The following is a 17022-nucleotide window of genomic DNA, read 5'->3' on the forward strand; positions in this document are numbered from 1 at the left end:
TCAATAGGGATCGACGGCATCGCGCAGGCCGTCGCCCAGCGCGTTGAAGGCAAAGACGGTGATCAGCACGAAGCCGACCGGCGACAGGATCCACGGATAGGTGCCGATGACCGAATAGGTAGCCGTGTCCTGCAGCATCAGCCCCCATGAGATCAGCGGCGGTTTCACGGCGAAGCCGAGGAAGCCGAGAAAGGCTTCGAGCAGTACCACCGTCGGGATCGCGATCGTCACGGCGACGATGACGTGGCTCATCACATTGGGAAAAATGTGCTGCATGATGATACGCATGTCGGTGGCGCCAACCGCCATAGCAGCGCGCACATAGTCGATCCGCGCCAGCGCCAGCGTCTTGCCGCGCACCTCGCGCGACATCTGCGCCCAGCCCAGCGCCGACATGACGATGATGACGAAGGCGAGGAAGACGTTGGTCGGCGCGGTCACCGGGATCAGCGTCGTCAGCGCAAGATAAAGCGGCAATTGCGGGAAAGCGAGCACCAACTCGACGAAGCGCTGCATCCAGACGTCGAAGCGGCCGCCGAAATAGCCCGAGACCATGCCGACCGTGGTGCCGATAACGGTGATGATGAACACCACCGTCAGCGCAATCATCAGCGAGACGCGCGAGCCCTGGATGGCGCGCGACAGCACATCCCGGCCGAATTTGTCGGTGCCGAGAAAATGCACCGGCTGGCCGTCGGCCGAAGCGAAGAAATGCCGGTTCGCGGGGATCAGTCCAAGCAGCCGGTAGTCGGCGCCCTTGACGAAGAAGCCGAGCAGGCGCGGATGCTCGTAATCCGGCCCGACGACCGGCTGGAAGGTGACCGGGTCGAGGTCTGCAGAATCCGCCAGCGCATAGACCCGCGGCTGGAGCACGAAATTCCCGTCTCTGTCGTGAAAACTCATCACTTGCGGCGGGGCGAAAGCGACATCGGTCGCCTTGGGGTCCATCGGCGCGAAGAAATCGGCGAACAGCGCCATCAGCACCAGAAGCACCACCAGGATCAGCCCGGCCATGCCGGTCCAGGAGCGCCTCAGCCGGCGCCAGACCAGCGCCATATAGCTCTCATTGCCGCGCGGGGTCGCAATCGCGGTTGCTTCAGCCGGTGGCGGCGGCGGGGATGGGTCGCGCGCCAGCATCTAGCTCTCCCTGAACTGGCGCACGCGCGGATCGAGCAGCGCGAGCAGCATGTCGGCGATGATGTTGCCGACGATCAGCGTTGCCGACAGCACCATCATGAAGGTCGCCGTGACATAGACGTCGCCGACCGCCATCGAGCCGACAATGGCCGGCCCGACCGTCGGCAGCGCAAAGATGATCGCCGTCTCGATCTCGCCGGTCAGCATGTAGGGCAGCACCACGCCCTGATACATGATGAGCGGGTGCAGCGCGTTGGGCACGGCATGGCGCATGACGACGGCGCTGCCGGTCAGGCCCTTGGCCTTGGCCGTCTCGACATATTGCGCGTTCAGCGTATCGAGCAGATTGCCGCGCATGACGCGCATATTGTAGGCGAGCCCGCCGAAGGTGGCGATCGCCACCACCGGCCAGACATGCTTGACGAGGTCGGCGAATTTCGCCCACGACCACGGCGCGCCGCCATATTGCGGCGAGAAGAAGCTGCCGATCTCCGACACGTTGAACTGGAAGACCAGGAGATAGACGATGATCAGCGCCATCAGGAAGCGCGGCACCGTCATGCCGAGGAAGGAGATTGCCGACAGCGCCGAGTCAATCCAGGTGTATTGCCTGGTCGCCGCCCAGATGCCGAAGGTGATGCCGAGCACCGAGGCCAGCAGATGGCAGACCAGCGCCAGCAGCAGCGTGCGCGGCAGCCGCTCGCCGACCACTGCGGCGACCGGCTTGTTGTAGTAGAGGCTGTAGCCGAAATCGCCGCGGGTGATGATGCCGGCGACCCAGTTCAGGTACTGGACGGGCAGCGGTTTATCGAGGCCGTGCTCGACCCTATAGGCTTGCGCCTGCGCGTCGGCTTCGGCAAAAGACGCCCCGCCCTGGTTGATGAGCTGGGAGCGGATATAGTCGGCATAGTCGCCCGGCGGCGCCTGGATGATGGCAAAGGTGACCAGGCTCAGGATGACCATGACCGGGACCGCCGATGCTATGCGCATGGCCAGGAATCGCAGCATCGGACCGTTTCTCCTCCTTTGATCTAATCTGTTGCCGCTGACCTTACTCCGTCCCGGCCGCGCGCGCAGCGCGGCCGGGCGTCAGCCAGGGGAGGAAACTCAGTTCGTCGGACCCTTGTCGCCGGGCTTGCCGGGAAGCTGGTCGGGAAAGAGTTCGTATTTTTGCTGCTTGTCGGCGGCGACGAAGACGCGTTCGCGCACGATCGAATCCTCGGCCCAGTTGAACATGAAGATCGGCGTTCCCTGCGGGATGTTGGAGAAGCGCTTGTTGATGATCAGGGCGCCGGGATATTCGGTCAGTCCGATATTGTAGACATGCTCCGTCGAGATCTTCTGGAACGTCTTCATCAGGCTGGCGCGCTCGTCATTGTCTGACGAGGAGACGAACTTGTTGACGATGTCGACAAGCTCCTTTTCGAACGGCATCAGGTCGACCACGCCGCTTTCGGGCGCGCGGTGATCCCAGCTGGTCTTGGGTCCGACGGGCGCGAGTTGCACGGTATTCTGCACGACGGAAGTCAGCTCCTGCTCGTTGCGCCTGATCAGCCAGTCGAAGCGGCCGGAATATTGCGAGGCATCACGCTGGGTGCCGTTGAGGCCGTTGAGCACGACCCTGATGCCAAGCTTTTCCATCTGGCCGACGACGCCTTCGGCGAGGCTCTTGTCAGTGCCGTAGTCATTGTTGACCAGCATCACGATCTCGACATTCTTGCCGCCGGCGGTCCCGGCCGGGAAGTTCACGAAGCCGTCGCCATCCGTATCCTTGAGACCAGCCTTGGCCAGTTCCGCCTTGGCGCCCTCGATGTCGAAGGGATAGTAGACGGTCGAGTTGCGGTCATAGAAGCTGGTGCCCGAGGAAAAGCCACCGGGGTAGATGGCGGTGAACGGCCCCTTGACCAGCGAGTCGCCGAGCGCCTTGCGGTCGAGCGCCATGGTGATGCCCTTGCGGAAGTCCTCATTGCGATTGAGCTCGCGGATCGCCTGGCCGCGTTCGTCGGGATTGCCCCAGCCATTGGCGGAAAAGTTCATGCGCAGATTGTAGCCGATCAGGCGCGGGCCAAAGGCGAGCCGGGCCGGCGCGTCCTTGTCCGCCGCTCGCTTCAGCGAAGCGACGAAATTCTCCGGCTGCTCGAGGTTGGAGAAGTCGGCGGCCCCTGCCACCGCCTGCACGTCGCGGTCGGCCCAGGTCGACAGCTTGTAGTGCAGTTCGTTGAGATAGGGCAGCTGGTTGCCCTTCTCGTCGACCTTCCAGTAGTAGGGATTGCGGCGCAAGACGATGATGTCGTCAGGCCTATACTCCACCGGCACCCAGGCGCCCATCACCGGAATGTTCATATATTCCGGCGGGAACGCGTTCTTGAACTGCTCGTAGGTATTCTTCGAGTACTTCGGATGCTGCGGCTTGAGGATATGCGCTGGGCCGGGGCAGAAGGTGCCATAGGCCATGGCGTAGAGGTACTGTTTGGGGAAAGCGTCCTTGAAGGTCCACTCGACGGTGTAATCGTCGACCTTCTTCAGCGTCGTGCCGACACCGAAGGTTTCCGCTGTGGCGCCGTTCAACGGCGAGACATTGGGGTCGACGACCTCATCGTCCCAGTAGAACATGACATCGTCGGCATTGAAGGCAACGCCGTCAGACCATTTGGCGCCTTCGACCAGGTGCATGGTCAGCGTGTGGCCATCCTTCGACCAGTCCCAGCTCCTGGCGAGGTTGGGCAGCGGCTCGGTGTCCTTGGCCTCGACCTGGAACAAAGGCGCGGTGCGCGTCAGGCATTCCGAAAGGCCGATGTCGATTCCGCCCCATCCTTGGGTCTGGCCGGCGCCATAATTCCAGCCTTCCGGCCGGCCGCCAATGACGTGGCGCATGGTGTCGCCATAAACGCCGATGCCGTCCGGCATGTTGCCGGTCTTGAACACCAGCGGCTCCTTCGGCAGGCGATCCTTGACCGGCGGCAGCTTGCCAGTCTTGACGTATTTCTCGGTGACCCACTCGGGCTCGTGATATTCGGGCAGCGCCTTGAACTCCAGGATGGAATCGCGGGCGACGTATTTGATCTTGCCCTCGGCGGGAAACGCCGCCGGCGCCGGCGGCGTGGTCGGCTCGGACGCGTATGCACTGCCAAGCGCCGATGCCGAGACGCTCAGCGCCAGCCCGGCGAGAATGCCAATTCTTCGCCCGGCGAGAATGCCAATTCTTCGCCCGGCGAGAATGCCAATTCCACGAAAGTTCCTCATTGTGTTCCTCCCAGATGTTTCGACGTCTGCTGCTGCCCGCATCTATTCATGACGGCTGATTGGCGAACCGGCCTCCCGCTGTCCGCCTGCCAGCATTCTCAGCCGGCCTGTTTCAGAGCCGTTTTTTCGGCGCGCAGTTCCTCGATCGAGCGCACTTTGCGCCGCGCCGCACCCGCCCAGTCGCGGGTTTTCACCATCGATTTCGAAAGCCGCTCCTTGGCGGCCGGCACGGCATCGGCGTATTGCGGCAGCCAACGCGCCTGGGCGACGACCATCTCGTCGACCATCTGCCAGACCTCTTCCGGCGTCGACACCGCACCCACCAGCGGATCGTGCAGCACCGCGAGCTTGAGCAGGTCAATGTCGCCCGTAACAGCCGCATGCACCGACATGCGCTGAACGTTGATCGAAGCCATGCAGGTGGCCGCGCAGGCTTCCGGCAGCGTGATGCCTGACGCCATGTTGATGCCGAAGCGATCGACGAAACCGGGTGATTCGATGATCGCGTCCTGCGGCAGATTGGTGATGATGCCGGTGTTCTTGACGTTGAAGTGGCCGCGATAGACGCGGTTCGTCTCCAGCGCTTCGAGAATATGGCTGGCATGCTCGTTCGAGCGCTTCGATATGTCGAGCGGCTTCGACGCCGCTTCGAGGAATTGCGGATATTCCGTCTCGAACCAGTTGCGGGTTTCCGTGGAGTAGCGAAGATAGCCGCCGGTCTCGCCATGGATCCAGTCGGACATGTCGATCCAGCGGGTGATTTCGTCCGGCCGCTTGCGATACCAGGGCAGATATTCGGAGAGATGACCGTTGCTTTCGGTGGAGTAGACGCCGAAGCGCTTCAGCACGTCGATGCGCAGCTTTTCCTGCTGCGAATAGACCGGATGCGCCTCGAAGGCAGCCACCAGTTCGTCCTTGCCGATCTTGCGGCCGTTGAGCCGCAAATCGATGAACCAGGTCTGGTGGTTGATACCGGAGCAGACATAATCGAGTTCGCTGTGCGACTTGGCGCCGAGCACTTCGGCGATCTGTTCGGCGCCGTGCTGGACACCGTGGCAGAGGCCGACCGTATCGACCTTGCCATATTCGATCGCCGCCCAGGTGTTCATCGCCATCGGGTTGGCATAGTTGAGGAATTTGGCGCCTGGCTCGGCGACCTCCAATATATCCTCGCAGAAGTCGAGGATGACCGGGATGTTGCGCTGGCCGTAGAGGATGCCCCCGGCGCAAATCGTGTCACCGACGCACTGGTCGATGCCGTATTTCAAGGGAATGCGGATATCGTCGGCATAGGCTTCGAGCCCGCCCACCCGCACGCAGCTGATGACGTAGCGCGCGCCTTCCAGCGCCTTGCGGCGGTCGGTCGTCGCCGTCACCCTGGTCGGCAGCTTGTTGGCCTCGACGATGCGGTCGAGGATCGCCTTGATCATTTGCAGATTGTGTTCGCTGAGATCGGTCAGCGCGAATTCGATGTCGCTGAATTCCGGGACGCACAAAATATCGGTGAACAGCTTCTTGGTGAAGCCGACGCTGCCGGCGCCGATAATAGCGATTTTGAAACTCATCACCTCACCTCGATGCATTCGAAATGCCGGGTAAGGAGCAACAGGAAAGGGAATGGCGGCTCGCCTCGGCGCGCATGCCATTCGAGCCGGAATTCCGGCTCGTTCTCCTCCCCGCCCGCTCCTCGACCGCGGGTCTTTCGCGTTCTCAGGATTTGGATTATGCCGTTATTCCAGGGCGCGGCCAGAGAACGATTATGCTTTCGAGGGTAATTTTGTGCTGCATGATCTGATCGCCAACGGACAGTTGATGCGCACCATCTCGCTGCCGCGCGGCCGCCAGCGCCTGCATGCCATGCCAACCAGCACCGGCTATGAAGTACGCGAGGGCGTGACCTATGACTGGGATGGGCGCAAGCGCGGCCAGACACCGTTCACCGTGCTGCAGCACACGATCAGCGGCACCGGCCAGCTGCGCTACGAGAACCGCAACTACCGCCTGCAGGCCAACGACACGCTGCTGGTGCTGGTGCCACACAACCATCGCTACTGGCTGGAGAAGGGCGACCGCTGGGAATATTTCTGGATCTCGATGAATGGCGAGGAGGCGCTGCGCGTCCACAAATCCATACTCAGCGTCTCCGGCCCGGTGTTTCGGCTGCAGCCGGAGACGATCGATCATCTCGCCGATTGCAGCCTGCGCCTGATCAAGGGTGGCGCTTCGCCTGGCGCTGCTTCGGCAATCGCCTATGAGGCGGCGATGGCGCTTTACGACGATGTCTTCGGCTCGCACGCCTTCACTGAGAAACAGAGCGTCATGCAGCCGGTCATCGATCATATCAACGCCAATCTCGACAAGCCCTTGCCCGTGGCCGAGCTCGTCCAGATCAGCGGCCTCAGCCGCGCCCATTTCTCGCGCTGCTTCGCCGAGAGCGAAGGCGTTCCGCCGGCCGAGTTCGTGCTGCAGCAGCGGCTGCAGCGGGCGGCGAAGCTGCTAACCAAAGCCGATTTCCTGCCAGTCAAGGAGGTCGCCATCCTGTGCGGCTTCGAGGACGCCAACTATTTCTCGAAAGTCTTCCGCCGGCTCTACGGCATCAACCCGACGCAGTTCCGCACCACCGGCATGTATGCCAGCCTGGGCAGCCTTCGATAGGATTACCCGATGCGGTTGCCGCTTGCGGGATCGAACAGATGCAGGGCCGCCGGATCGGCAGACAGTCTTACCGTGTCGCCCGGCCGGATAGTGCTGCGTCCCATGACGAAGACACAAACCAGCTGATTGGCGAGCCGGACATAGAACTGCGTCGACAGGCCGAGCGGCTCGACCACCTCGACCTCTGCCATGAGCCCTCCGTCGTCGGCGAGCTGGATGTGCTCCGGCCGTAACCCGACGGTGAGCTTGTCACCATCCGTGAGCGGCAATCCATCCGGCAATCTCAGCTTCTGGCTGTCGGCCAGCACCGCATCCACCTTGCCGCCCTTGGCGACTGTCGCCGGAAAGAAATTCATGCCGGGCGAGCCGATGAAGCCGGCCACGAAAGTATTGAGCGGCCGATCGTAGAGTTCCAGGGGATGCCCGACCTGCTGCACATAGCCGTCATGCATGACGACGATGCGGTCGGCCATAGTCATGGCTTCGATCTGGTCGTGGGTGACATAGACCGATGTGGTCTTGAGCTGCTGGTGCAGGGCCTTGATCTCGGCGCGCATATGCACGCGCAATTTGGCGTCGAGATTGCTGAGCGGTTCGTCGAACAGGAACACTTTGGGGTCGCGCACGATGGCGCGGCCCATGGCCACGCGCTGGCGTTGGCCGCCGGACAGTTGCCTGGGCAGACGTCCGAGGAAACTGTCGAGGCCGAGGCGCTTGGCCGCCGCCCCTACCCTGCCGTCGATCGTCGTCTTCTCCGCCTTCTTCAAAAGCAGGCTGAAGCCCATATTCGACGACACGTCCATGTGCGGATAGAGCGCGTAGGACTGGAACACCATGGCAATATCGCGGTCCTTCGGCGCGACATCGTTGACCAGCCGATCGCCGATATGGATCTCGCCGCCCGACACCTCCTCCAGCCCGGCAATCATGCGCAAAAGGGTCGACTTGCCACAGCCGGACGGGCCGACCAGCACGACGAACTCGCCATCGGCGATCTCGAGGTCGACGCCGTGCAGGATGCGCAGCGAACCGTAGTCCTTCTCGACGTTTTGCAGCGTGACGGAAGCCATCGATTATCCTTTGACCGCGCCGGCGGTGAGGCCGGTGACGAGATAGCGTTGCAGGAAGGCGAAGAAGATACAGACCGGGATCAGCGCCAGGATCGACGCCGCCATCATCTGCCCCCAGTCGACGGCGAACTTGCCGATATAGGTGAGCAGGCCGACGGCAAACGTCTTCTGGTCGTCGCTGGAAATGAGCATCAGCGCGAACAGCAATTCGCTCCAGGCGGCGGTGAAGACGAAGCCAAGCGTGGCGCCCATGCCGGGCAAGGTCAGCGGCACGATCACCTTGCGCATCGCCTGCGCCCGCGTGCAGCCGTCGATCATCGCCGCTTCCTCCAGATCCTTCGGAATGCCGTCGAAGAAGGACTGCATCAGGAAGGTGGCGAAGGCGGTGTTGAAGGCCGTGTAGATGATGATCAGACCGACCAGGCTGTTGGTCAGGCCAAGCTCGCCCATGACGCGGTAGATCGGCGGAATGACCATCACCAGCGGAAAGGTTTGCGTGAGCAAAAGCATGATCGCCAGGGTCGCCTTGCCGCGAAAGGTGAAGCGCGACATGGCGTAGCCGGCGAGGGTGGCGATGACCGTGACGAGCGCCGCGGTCGACACCGAGACGATGACGCTGTTGAGGAAATAGCGGGGGAAGTCAGAGGCTTCCAGGACAGTGATGAAGTTGCGGAAGGTCGTCTGCGACGGCCACAGCGTGATGCCCTCGGAATAGAGCAGCCGCTCCGGCGTCACCGAAATCTTCAGCGTCCAGAAGATCGGGAACAGGGCGAAGATCATATAGGCGGCAATCGCCGCGTAGAGGCCGACGCCGCTGAAGATGCGCGAGGAGGTAGAGCGTCCGGCAATCATCAGACGTGCCTCACCAGCAACCGGCGGATGGCGATCAGCGCGATCGCATAGGCGATGAGCAGTACCAGTAGCAGCACCGCCACCGCGGAGGCATAGCCCTTGTCCAGCGACTTGAAGGCGCTGACATAGATGTAGACCGGCACCGTGCTGGTCGAGCCTGCCGGCCCGCCCTCGGTCATGACAAAGATCAGATCGGCGAAGGTGGCGATCCAGATCGTACGCAGCATGACGGTGATGACGATGGTCGGCGCCAGGAACGGCAGCGTCACCTTGGTGAAGCGCTGCCAAGGCGAAGCGCCGTCGATTGCGGCCGCCTCATGCAGTTCCGACGGGATCGACTTCAGCGACGCCAGCAGCGTGATGGCGAAGAACGGAATGCCGAACCAGATGTTGGCGATGATCGGCCCCCACATGGCGGTGGCCGGATCGGACAGCACATTGGTCGGCTCGGCCTTCAGCCCGAGCGCAAACAGCCAGTGCGGCAGCGGGCCGATGATCGGGTTGAACAGCCATGCCCAGGTCAGGCCCGACAGGAAGGATGGCACCGCCCAGGGCAGGAACACCACCGCCTGCACGAACTTGCGCCCGACAAACGGTTTGTCGAGCAGCAACGCCAGACCCAGGCCGAGGAAGAACTGGAAGAACAGGCTGGCGACGGTCCACCAGAGCGTGTTGACCAGCGCCTGCCCCAGCACCTGGTCGGTCAGCATCGCCTGATATTGGCCAAGGCCGACATATTCGGATTTGAAGGCGGAGAACTTCCGGAACGAATAGCTGATGCCGATGATCAGCGGCACCAGCAGCACCACGACCAGCAGAACGATCGCCGGGCTGAGATAAAGCCAGGGCTCGATGGCCGCATGCGTCAGCCGCTTCTTTCGCGGCCGGCCTGCGGATCGTATTTCGGACACGGCATAGGTCATTAGCGCTCAACAGTCATGGGTGGGTGCCGACAGCGGCAACAGCACCCTTCTCCCCGTTCACGGGGAGAAGATGCCGGCAGGCAGATGAGGGGCGGCGCCAGCCTTGGGGTGCTCGCGCTGCCCCTCATCCGGGCCTGTCTGTGCATGTCGTTGTCCCAAAACCGCTACGCACTTTTGGGCGACATGCATTCGGGCCACCTTCTCCCCGTAAACGGGAGAAGGAAGAAGAACTACTTCTTGTTCTTGGCCAGCCAGTCCTGCTGCTCCTTGGTCAGGAACGCGGCCCATTGATCGGCGACGTCCTTGGCCGACTTCTGGCCGAGCAGCACTTCCTGGAAATTCTTGATCGCCACCTGGTCGACGAAATTGCCGAGGTTCTCCAGATGTGTCGGCGGCGTCACCATTTCATATTTGGAAGTGTCGCTGAGTTCGGTGAACCAGCCTTTGAACTGCTCGGTCTTGAAGTGGGCATCCTGGTCGGCGCCATTGTGGATCGGCACGACGCCGACTTCCTTGGCCCATTCGAGATTGTCCTTGGGCGACAACAGCGTCGCCATCAGCTTCCAGGCATCGTCCTTGTGCTGCGAATTGGCGAACATCGCCCAGCCGGCATAGCCCAGCGTCGGATAGGATTTGCCGCTTGGCCCCACAGGCAGCGGCGCCACGGCAAAATCGTCGGCACTCATCTTGTCGGCAATGCCGATCAGCGCATCCGGATCCTGGTTGAGCATGGCGCAGGTGCCGGAATAGAAGCCGGTGACGGTCTCGTTAAAGCCCCAGCTCACCGCATCCTTGGGCGCCAGCCCGTCCTTGTACATGTCGGCCAGCATCTGCAGGCCCTTGACCGAGCCCTCCTCGTTGATGGTCGAGGTGCCGTCCTCGTTGAAGTAGCCGCCCTTGCCAGCGGCGATGTTCATGAACATGTGCATGCCGTTGAAGGCGCCCGGCCCACCGCGCAAGCAATAGCCGTACTTGCCTGGAATGGCGGAGATCTTCTTGGAGTCGGCGATGAAGTCGTCGAGCGTCGCCGGCGGGCCGTCGAGACCGGCCTCCTTGAACAGCTTCTTGTTCCAGAACAGCGCATTCACATAGTAGCCGTACGGGATCATGAACTGGGTGTTGTTGACGGTCGAGCCGAATTGCTTGGCGCGGTCGCCCAGCGTCTTGGCGTCGTCCCATTTGGCCATGTAAGGGCCGAGATCCTCGAGCTGGCCGTTGGTGGCGTACAGGCCCATCCAGCGCTCCGGCATCTCGACGATGTCGGGCGTATCGCCGGCCTGCACCATGGTGAGGAATTTCTCGAAGGCCTGCCCCCAGGGCAGCGAGACCACCTCGACCTTGACGCCGGCATTGGCGGCCTCGAACTCGGCGATCTGCTTCTTCAGGAATTCGGTGCGCTGCGGGCTGGTGATGACCTCGACCAGCTTGAGGGTGGTGTCGGCCAATGCGCCGCTGGCGGACATCGCCAGGCCGGCAGCGGTGGCAAGCATGATGCTCAGTCGTTTCATGTTCAGAACTCCCATTTTGAACCCAGTCATTTTTTTGCTTTGTCGAAGGCCTGGCCGATGTCGGCCCAGAGGTCTTCGACGCTTTCCAATCCGACATTGAAGCGGATGGTTCGGGGGCTGACGCCGAAGCGCGCCATCGAATTGAGACCCGGTGTCTGCTCGAGCGAGGCCTTTGCCGGCACGACGAGGCTTTCATGACCGCCCCAGCTGACGCCGATGCGGAAAAATTTCAGCGCATCGACGAAAGCGGGAATGTCGACATCCTCCGTCACCTCGAAGGAGAACAGCCCGGCATAGCCGGCAAGCGTCTTCTTGCCGGGATGGTTGGAATAGGCGGGATGATTGACCCGCTCGACCTTGTCATGCGCCTTCAAGCGCTCGGCGATGATGAGCCCGCTCTTCATGTGATGCGGCAGTCTCAGCGGCAGCGTGCGCAGGCCGCGCAACAGCAGCCAGCCCTCGAAGGGCGACAGCTTTGCGCCAAGCTGCGAGTAGGTCTGGTCGTTGATGTGCTTGATATGGGCGGCCGAGCCCGCCACCACACCGGCGACGGTATCGCTGTGGCCGCCGAGATATTTCGAGGCCGAGTGCAGCACCAGATCGACGCCGTGCAGAATCGGCTTCTGGAACACCGGCGTCGCCCAGGAATTGTCGATTGTGGTGACGATGCCCTGCTCTTTCGCCAGCCGCGTCAGATGTTCGAGATCCTGCAGCTCGAACATCATCGAGGTCGGGCTTTCCAGGTAGAGCAGTTTCGCACCGGGAAGTGCCGCGGCCACCGCATCCGGATCGGAGCCGTCGACATAGTCGACCTTGATATGCAGGCGCGGAAACAGCCGCTCGAACAGTCGGTAGGCGTCGCCATAGCAATTGCGCACCGCAAGGATGCGTTCGCCTGCGCCGACGAAAGCCAGCAACGTCGCGCTGATCGCAGCCATGCCGCTCGAAAAACCACGCGCGGCTTCAGCACCTTCAAGCGCTGCGACGCGCGACTCGAATTCCATCACCGTCGGATTGTCGCCGCGCGAATAGATCGGCTGTTTCCTGCGCCCGGCAAAGGTGTCGGCCATGTCGGCATAGCTGGCGAAGGTGAACAGCGAGGTCTGGTAGATCGGCGGCACCACCGCATTGCCGGGGAACGGGTCGTCATGCGCCAGAAGCGTCGCCGCCTCGGCGAGATAGTCGCTGCCGGAAATGCCGGGGTCGAAGCTGTGCTCGTTCATGTGCGGACCGAAAGTTTGAGGTTGGCGGCGCCGCGCTTCAAATCGTCCTCGACCGTGGCGATCAGCTTCAGCGCTTCGGCCCGGGCGCCTTCCGGATCGTGCGCGGCGATGCAGTCGAACATGGTGCGGTGGTAGGGAAAGCTTGCGTGGCCGAAATCGCGCACGCCGAGCGGATGTTCCCAGAAGCGGTGGAACAGTTCGTGCATGGCGGCGATAATCTGCTCGAACAGCGGATTGCCGCAGGCGCGGTAGATCGCCTGATGGAATTCCCAGTCCTCTTCCGACGACATGCCGGCGCGGCTGAGAAACTCTTCCTCCATGATGTCGAGCTTGCGCTCGATCTCGGCGAGGTCGTCCTTGTCGGCACGAATGGCGCAAAGGGCGGCGGCTTCCGCTTCCAGCGCGCGGCGGATTTCCAGCGTGCGCATCAGGCCGGTGAAATCATTGCCGCCGGCAAGCGTCAGCGGCATGTGCAGCATGTCGAGCGAGACGGCGGCCTTGAGATAGGTGCCCGAGCCCTGCCGGCGCTCGACCAGGCCAAGCCCTTCCCAGCGCGTCAGCGCCTCGCGCACCGTGTTGCGGCTGACCTTCAGACGCTCAGCGAGGATGCGTTCGGTCGGCAGCCTCTCACCGGGTTCCAGCTTCTCGCGCATGACGAAGCCGGCCAACGCCTTCAGCACCGCGTCGTCGCGGGCCGTCGTCTGGATCGGCGGAAGGCTGAATTCGGTCACCGGGGCTCTTACCGAAGTGGTTCAATGGTCCAACCAATTTCTGCACAGACGAAGGGACCTGTCAACAGTGGAAACGCAGCAAGGCCGAAGGGCCAGGGGATGCACCTTCGGCCTTGCTGCTTCAGCCGTGGATGCGCGCTGGCGCAGCGGCGGCGCGAGCCTCGCGCCAGCGAGCGAAGATTGCCTCGCGAACCCGCCTCGAACCAGAGAGGCGCTTTTTTGCCTGCGCCAGCACCGCAGGCGACGCCTCGGCGGGCGTGCCGGACCGAAAGGGAGGAGCCGTGGCGTATTCGAGCGAGAGCTGCACGATCTCGGCCTCCTCCTGTCCAAGCAGCCTCGCAACCAGCGCCAGGCCGAAGTCGATCCCCGAAGTGACGCCGCCGGCGGTGATGAGCTTGCCGTCTTCGACGATACGCTCGTCGACCGGGATCGCTCCGAACTCCTCAAGGAAATCATGCGCATACCAGTGCGTGGTCGCGCGCTTGCCCCTCAGCAGTCCGGCCGCCCCAAGCACCAGGGCACCGCTGCAAACGGAGGTGATGTAGCGCACCTGCCCCGCGCGCTCCCACACGAAATCGAGGACTGTCTGGTCCTCCAGCAGCGCGTTGACCCCGCCCCCGCCAGGAATGCACAGCACGTCGAGGGGCCGGCAATCGTCAAAGGTCGCGGTTGGCGTCAGCGAGAGGCGCGTCGATGACGTCACCGGGTTGCGATCCTTCCAGATCAGTTCCACCTCGGCATCCTTGGCCGATGCCAGGACTTCGTATGGGCCGGTGAGGTCGAGTTGTTGGACGTCGGGGAATACGAGGATGCCGAAACGAAGGGGCATGGAAATCTCCGTGGGTTCACTTCCGGCAATCTACGGCATCATGGTTTGGCACGATTGCCATTCATCCCTCGCTTCGGGCCAAACCAATGCGCCGTATCGAAGTACTTGCCTATCCCGACATCCAGCTCCTCGACGTCAGCGGACCGCTGCAGGTCTTTGCCAGCGCCAATGATTTCAAAAGGCAGGCCGGCGAACCGGCTCCTTACGAGGTCGTGGTCGTCGCCGCCTCACCGCGCATCCGGACATCGGCCGGTCTCGTGCTGGAGGCAGCAGTGCTGCCGACCCACGGAGGTAAGATCGACACGCTGCTTGTCCCCGGAGGATGGGGCGTCAACGCGGCCTGCGACGATCCCGTGCTGGTCCAGTGGATCGCCGGTCGCTCGCGCGATGCCACCCGAACCGCTTCCGTCTGCAGCGGCGCCATGCTGCTGGCGACGGCTGGCCTGCTCGACGGCCGCCGCGCGGTGACCCATTGGGGACGCTGCGCGGAGTTCGCCCGGCGCTTTCCCGCGGTCCGGCTCGAACCCGATCCGATCTTCATCCGCGACGGCAATGTCTGGACATCCGCCGGCGTAACGGCGGGGATCGATCTCGCCCTCTCCCTCGTCGAGGCCGACCTTGGCCGGCACACGGCGCTCGGCGTGGCGCGCGAGTTGGTGGTCTTCCTGAAACGTCCCGGTGGCCAGGCGCAATTCAGCCAGACCCTCAAGCTGCAGCAAGGCGACGGGCGCTTCGACCGGCTGCATGGCTGGATCCTCGAAAATCTGGCCGGTGACCTGTCGCTCACGCAGTTGGCCGACCACGCCAATATGAGCCCGCGCAGCTTCTCGCGGCGCTATCGCGAGGCCACCGGCCGGACACCTGCCCGCGCGATCGAGGAGATCCGGATCGAGGCGGCGCGGCGGATGCTGGAGCGTGGCCAGCCCGTCAACCAGACGGCCCGCCGCTGCGGTTTCGGCTCGGAAGAAACCATGCGGCGCGGCTTTCTGCGCGTGCTGGGCACCAATCCGCGCGCCTATCGCGAGCGTTTCTGATCGCGACTGCTTGCTCCATTAGGCCGGCGGTCGATGCGGTAGAAATAGAGCCTCTCTAGCGTTCAGGCGGGATGCTGTAGCTGGCTGAGCCCGCCATCGACGACGAGGGTCGCCGCGTTCATGAACGGGCACTCCTCAGAAATCATGAACACAGCGGCCAGCGCGATCTCGCGCGCCGAGGCGATGCGGCCGCCGGGATGCAGCGCCAGCGTCCTGGCGCGCGCCGCAACCGGATCGGCAAAACTGTTCCAATAGTCGGTCGCCTTCTGCGTCTCGACATAACCGGGCGCCAGCGCGTTCACGCGCACGCCCTGCCCGGCATATTCCAGCGCCAGCGATTTGGTCAGCCCAAGCAGCGCGTGCTTGGCCACGGGATAAGGGAAGGTATGAGGGATGATGGTGAAGCTGTGCGTCGAGGCGATGTTGAGGATCGCGCCACCACCATTTGCGATCATTCCTGGCAGCACCGCCTTGCTGCAATTCCAGGCGCCCTTGACGTTGACGTCGAAATTGCGGTTCCACTCCTCCTCGGTCGCCTCGAGCGGCGTCGAGAACACATTCATCCCCGCATTGTTGATCAGCGCGTTGATCGGCCCGATCGCGTCGGTCGCCCGGCTGACGGCAGCGGCAATCGCGGCCCCGTCGCTGATGTCGGCTGCGGTATGTCCGACATGGCCCTGCGGTGCGGCAAGGCCGGCGACCGTTTTGTCCAGCAGCGCGCCGTCGCGATCGACCAGGAACAGTTTTGCCCCTTCGGCCAGGCAGGCCCCGGCGATGGCAAGCCCGATGCCTTGCGCGGCGCCGGTGAGGAAGATGCGTTTGCCGGACAGGCGCTCAGCCATGGCTGTCACTCCACTGCAAGATGGTCAGCGCCGGCCCAGTGCCGACGAACGCAGATTGTCGAGCAAAACGGCAAGCAGCAGGATCACGCCGCGCACAATGTACTGGTAGAAGGCTGGGATGTTGAGCAGGTTCATGGCGTTTTCGGCAATGCCCATGATCAGCACGCCGACGATGACGCCCGACATGGTGGCGCGGCCGCCGGCAAGCGAGACGCCGCCGAGCACGCAGGCCGAGATGACCGAGAGTTCAAGCCCGACCGCCGCATTGGGCTGGCCCGACGTGATGCGCGAGGCCAAAAGGATGCCGGCGATGCCACAGACCACGCCTTGCAGAGCAAAGATCCAGATGCGCGTCCAGTCGACATTGACGCCGGCCAGGCGCGAGGCCTCCGGGTTGCCGCCGATGGCCAGCGTGTTCTTGCCGAAGACGGTACGATTGAGGACAAAACCGAAGATGCAGAACAGCACGGCCAGGACCCAGACCGGCGTCGGAATGCCGAACAGCTTGGATAGCGCCAGCTGGTAGAAATCCGGGCTGTTGATGCCGACGGCGCGGCCATCGGATGCGATCAGCGCAAGGCCGCGCACGATCTGCATGGTGGCAAGCGTCGTGATCAGCGCGTTGATGCGGAATTTGGCGATGACGACGCCATTGATGAAGCCGACGAAGGCGCCGCAGGCGATTGCCGCGAGAAGCCCGAGCAGGATCGAACCGGTATAGTTCGACGCCATTACCGCGACCATGCCGGCAAAGGCGACGATGGAGCCGACCGAGAGGTCGAAGTCACGCGCGGCAAGGCAGAACATCATCGTACAGGCGACAATGCCGACGGTGACCACCGACTGCAGCAGGCCGAGCATGTTGCGGTCGGTGAGGAAGTTCGGCACCAGCAGCGACACCAGCACGAAGGCGACGATGAAGATGACGACGAGGCCCTGTTCGCCGAGCAGGATCTTCTTCAACTGATCGGTCAT

At 63.0% G+C, this 17022-nt stretch carries 15 protein-coding genes; 2 read left to right on the forward strand and 13 right to left on the reverse strand.

All coding sequences use genetic code 11. The features are described 5' to 3' along the window. The 4 genes from NLY36_RS05755 to NLY36_RS05770 form a co-directional block, all read right to left on the reverse strand. Entirely contained in the window at positions 1-1137 is a 1137-nt protein-coding gene (locus tag NLY36_RS05755) for an ABC transporter permease (protein ID WP_023696252.1), read from the reverse strand. Further along, positions 1138-2145 carry an ABC transporter permease gene (locus NLY36_RS05760; protein ID WP_023696253.1) on the reverse strand — a complete coding sequence of 336 codons (1008 nt, stop codon included), beginning with the start codon at positions 2143-2145 and terminating at the stop codon, positions 1138-1140. It abuts the gene before it with no gap. A 99-nt stretch (positions 2146-2244) separates the two neighbouring features. Beyond that, positions 2245-4380, reverse strand: a complete 2136-nt coding sequence (locus NLY36_RS05765) for an ABC transporter substrate-binding protein (protein ID WP_023696254.1) — start codon at positions 4378-4380, stop codon at positions 2245-2247. A gap of 98 nt (positions 4381-4478) precedes the next feature. Further along, a complete protein-coding gene (locus NLY36_RS05770) occupies positions 4479-5945 on the reverse strand; it encodes an alpha-glucosidase/alpha-galactosidase (RefSeq protein WP_023696255.1) in 1467 nt (488 codons plus the stop codon). A gap of 247 nt (positions 5946-6192) precedes the next feature. Between NLY36_RS05770 and NLY36_RS05775 the strand changes: the two genes are divergently transcribed. Further along, positions 6193-7035 (forward strand): AraC family ligand binding domain-containing protein, encoded by an 843-nt coding sequence (locus NLY36_RS05775; RefSeq protein WP_081725414.1) that lies wholly within the window; start codon positions 6193-6195, stop codon positions 7033-7035. A 2-nt stretch (positions 7036-7037) separates the two neighbouring features. On the opposite strand, the gene NLY36_RS05780 is transcribed toward NLY36_RS05775, so the two are convergent. The 7 genes from NLY36_RS05780 to NLY36_RS05810 form a co-directional block, all read right to left on the reverse strand. Then, positions 7038-8105 carry an ABC transporter ATP-binding protein gene (locus NLY36_RS05780; protein ID WP_023736032.1) on the reverse strand — a complete coding sequence of 356 codons (1068 nt, stop codon included), beginning with the start codon at positions 8103-8105 and terminating at the stop codon, positions 7038-7040. Positions 8106-8108: 3 nt separating this feature from the next. Then, positions 8109-8957 carry a carbohydrate ABC transporter permease gene (locus tag NLY36_RS05785; protein ID WP_023691354.1) on the reverse strand — a complete coding sequence of 283 codons (849 nt, stop codon included), beginning with the start codon at positions 8955-8957 and terminating at the stop codon, positions 8109-8111. Beyond that, positions 8957-9880, reverse strand: a complete 924-nt coding sequence (locus tag NLY36_RS05790; protein ID WP_023736033.1) for a carbohydrate ABC transporter permease — start codon at positions 9878-9880, stop codon at positions 8957-8959. Before NLY36_RS05790 ends, NLY36_RS05785 begins: the two co-directional genes overlap by 1 nt. Before the next feature lie 230 nt (positions 9881-10110). Beyond that, positions 10111-11388, reverse strand: coding sequence for an ABC transporter substrate-binding protein (locus tag NLY36_RS05795; protein WP_023685297.1), 1278 nt, complete (start codon positions 11386-11388; stop codon positions 10111-10113). A 26-nt stretch (positions 11389-11414) separates the two neighbouring features. Next, the gene (locus NLY36_RS05800) at positions 11415-12611 is read right to left on the reverse strand and encodes a PLP-dependent transferase (RefSeq protein WP_023712132.1); all 1197 of its coding nucleotides are present in this window, start codon (positions 12609-12611) and stop codon (positions 11415-11417) included. Beyond that, the gene (locus tag NLY36_RS05805; protein WP_023668124.1) at positions 12608-13342 is read right to left on the reverse strand and encodes a FadR/GntR family transcriptional regulator; all 735 of its coding nucleotides are present in this window, start codon (positions 13340-13342) and stop codon (positions 12608-12610) included. Before NLY36_RS05805 ends, NLY36_RS05800 begins: the two co-directional genes overlap by 4 nt. A 121-nt stretch (positions 13343-13463) precedes the next feature. Next, positions 13464-14171, reverse strand: a complete 708-nt coding sequence (locus NLY36_RS05810) for a DJ-1/PfpI family protein (RefSeq protein WP_023736034.1) — start codon at positions 14169-14171, stop codon at positions 13464-13466. A gap of 86 nt (positions 14172-14257) precedes the next feature. On the opposite strand from NLY36_RS05810, the gene NLY36_RS05815 reads away from it, so the two are divergent. Further along, complete coding sequence (locus tag NLY36_RS05815) at positions 14258-15205, forward strand: GlxA family transcriptional regulator (protein WP_023685300.1); 948 nt, start codon at positions 14258-14260, stop codon at positions 15203-15205. 62 nt (positions 15206-15267) lie between these two features. Here NLY36_RS05815 and NLY36_RS05820 read toward each other — a convergent pair whose 3' ends face one another. Continuing rightward, a complete protein-coding gene (locus tag NLY36_RS05820; protein ID WP_023704660.1) occupies positions 15268-16047 on the reverse strand; it encodes an SDR family oxidoreductase in 780 nt (259 codons plus the stop codon). 24 nt (positions 16048-16071) lie between these two features. Further along, positions 16072-17022 (reverse strand): L-arabinose ABC transporter permease AraH, encoded by a 951-nt coding sequence (araH, locus tag NLY36_RS05825; protein WP_023687901.1) that lies wholly within the window; start codon positions 17020-17022, stop codon positions 16072-16074.

The organism is Mesorhizobium sp. C399B (genome assembly GCF_030323185.1).
Taxonomy (GTDB): domain Bacteria; phylum Pseudomonadota; class Alphaproteobacteria; order Rhizobiales; family Rhizobiaceae; genus Mesorhizobium.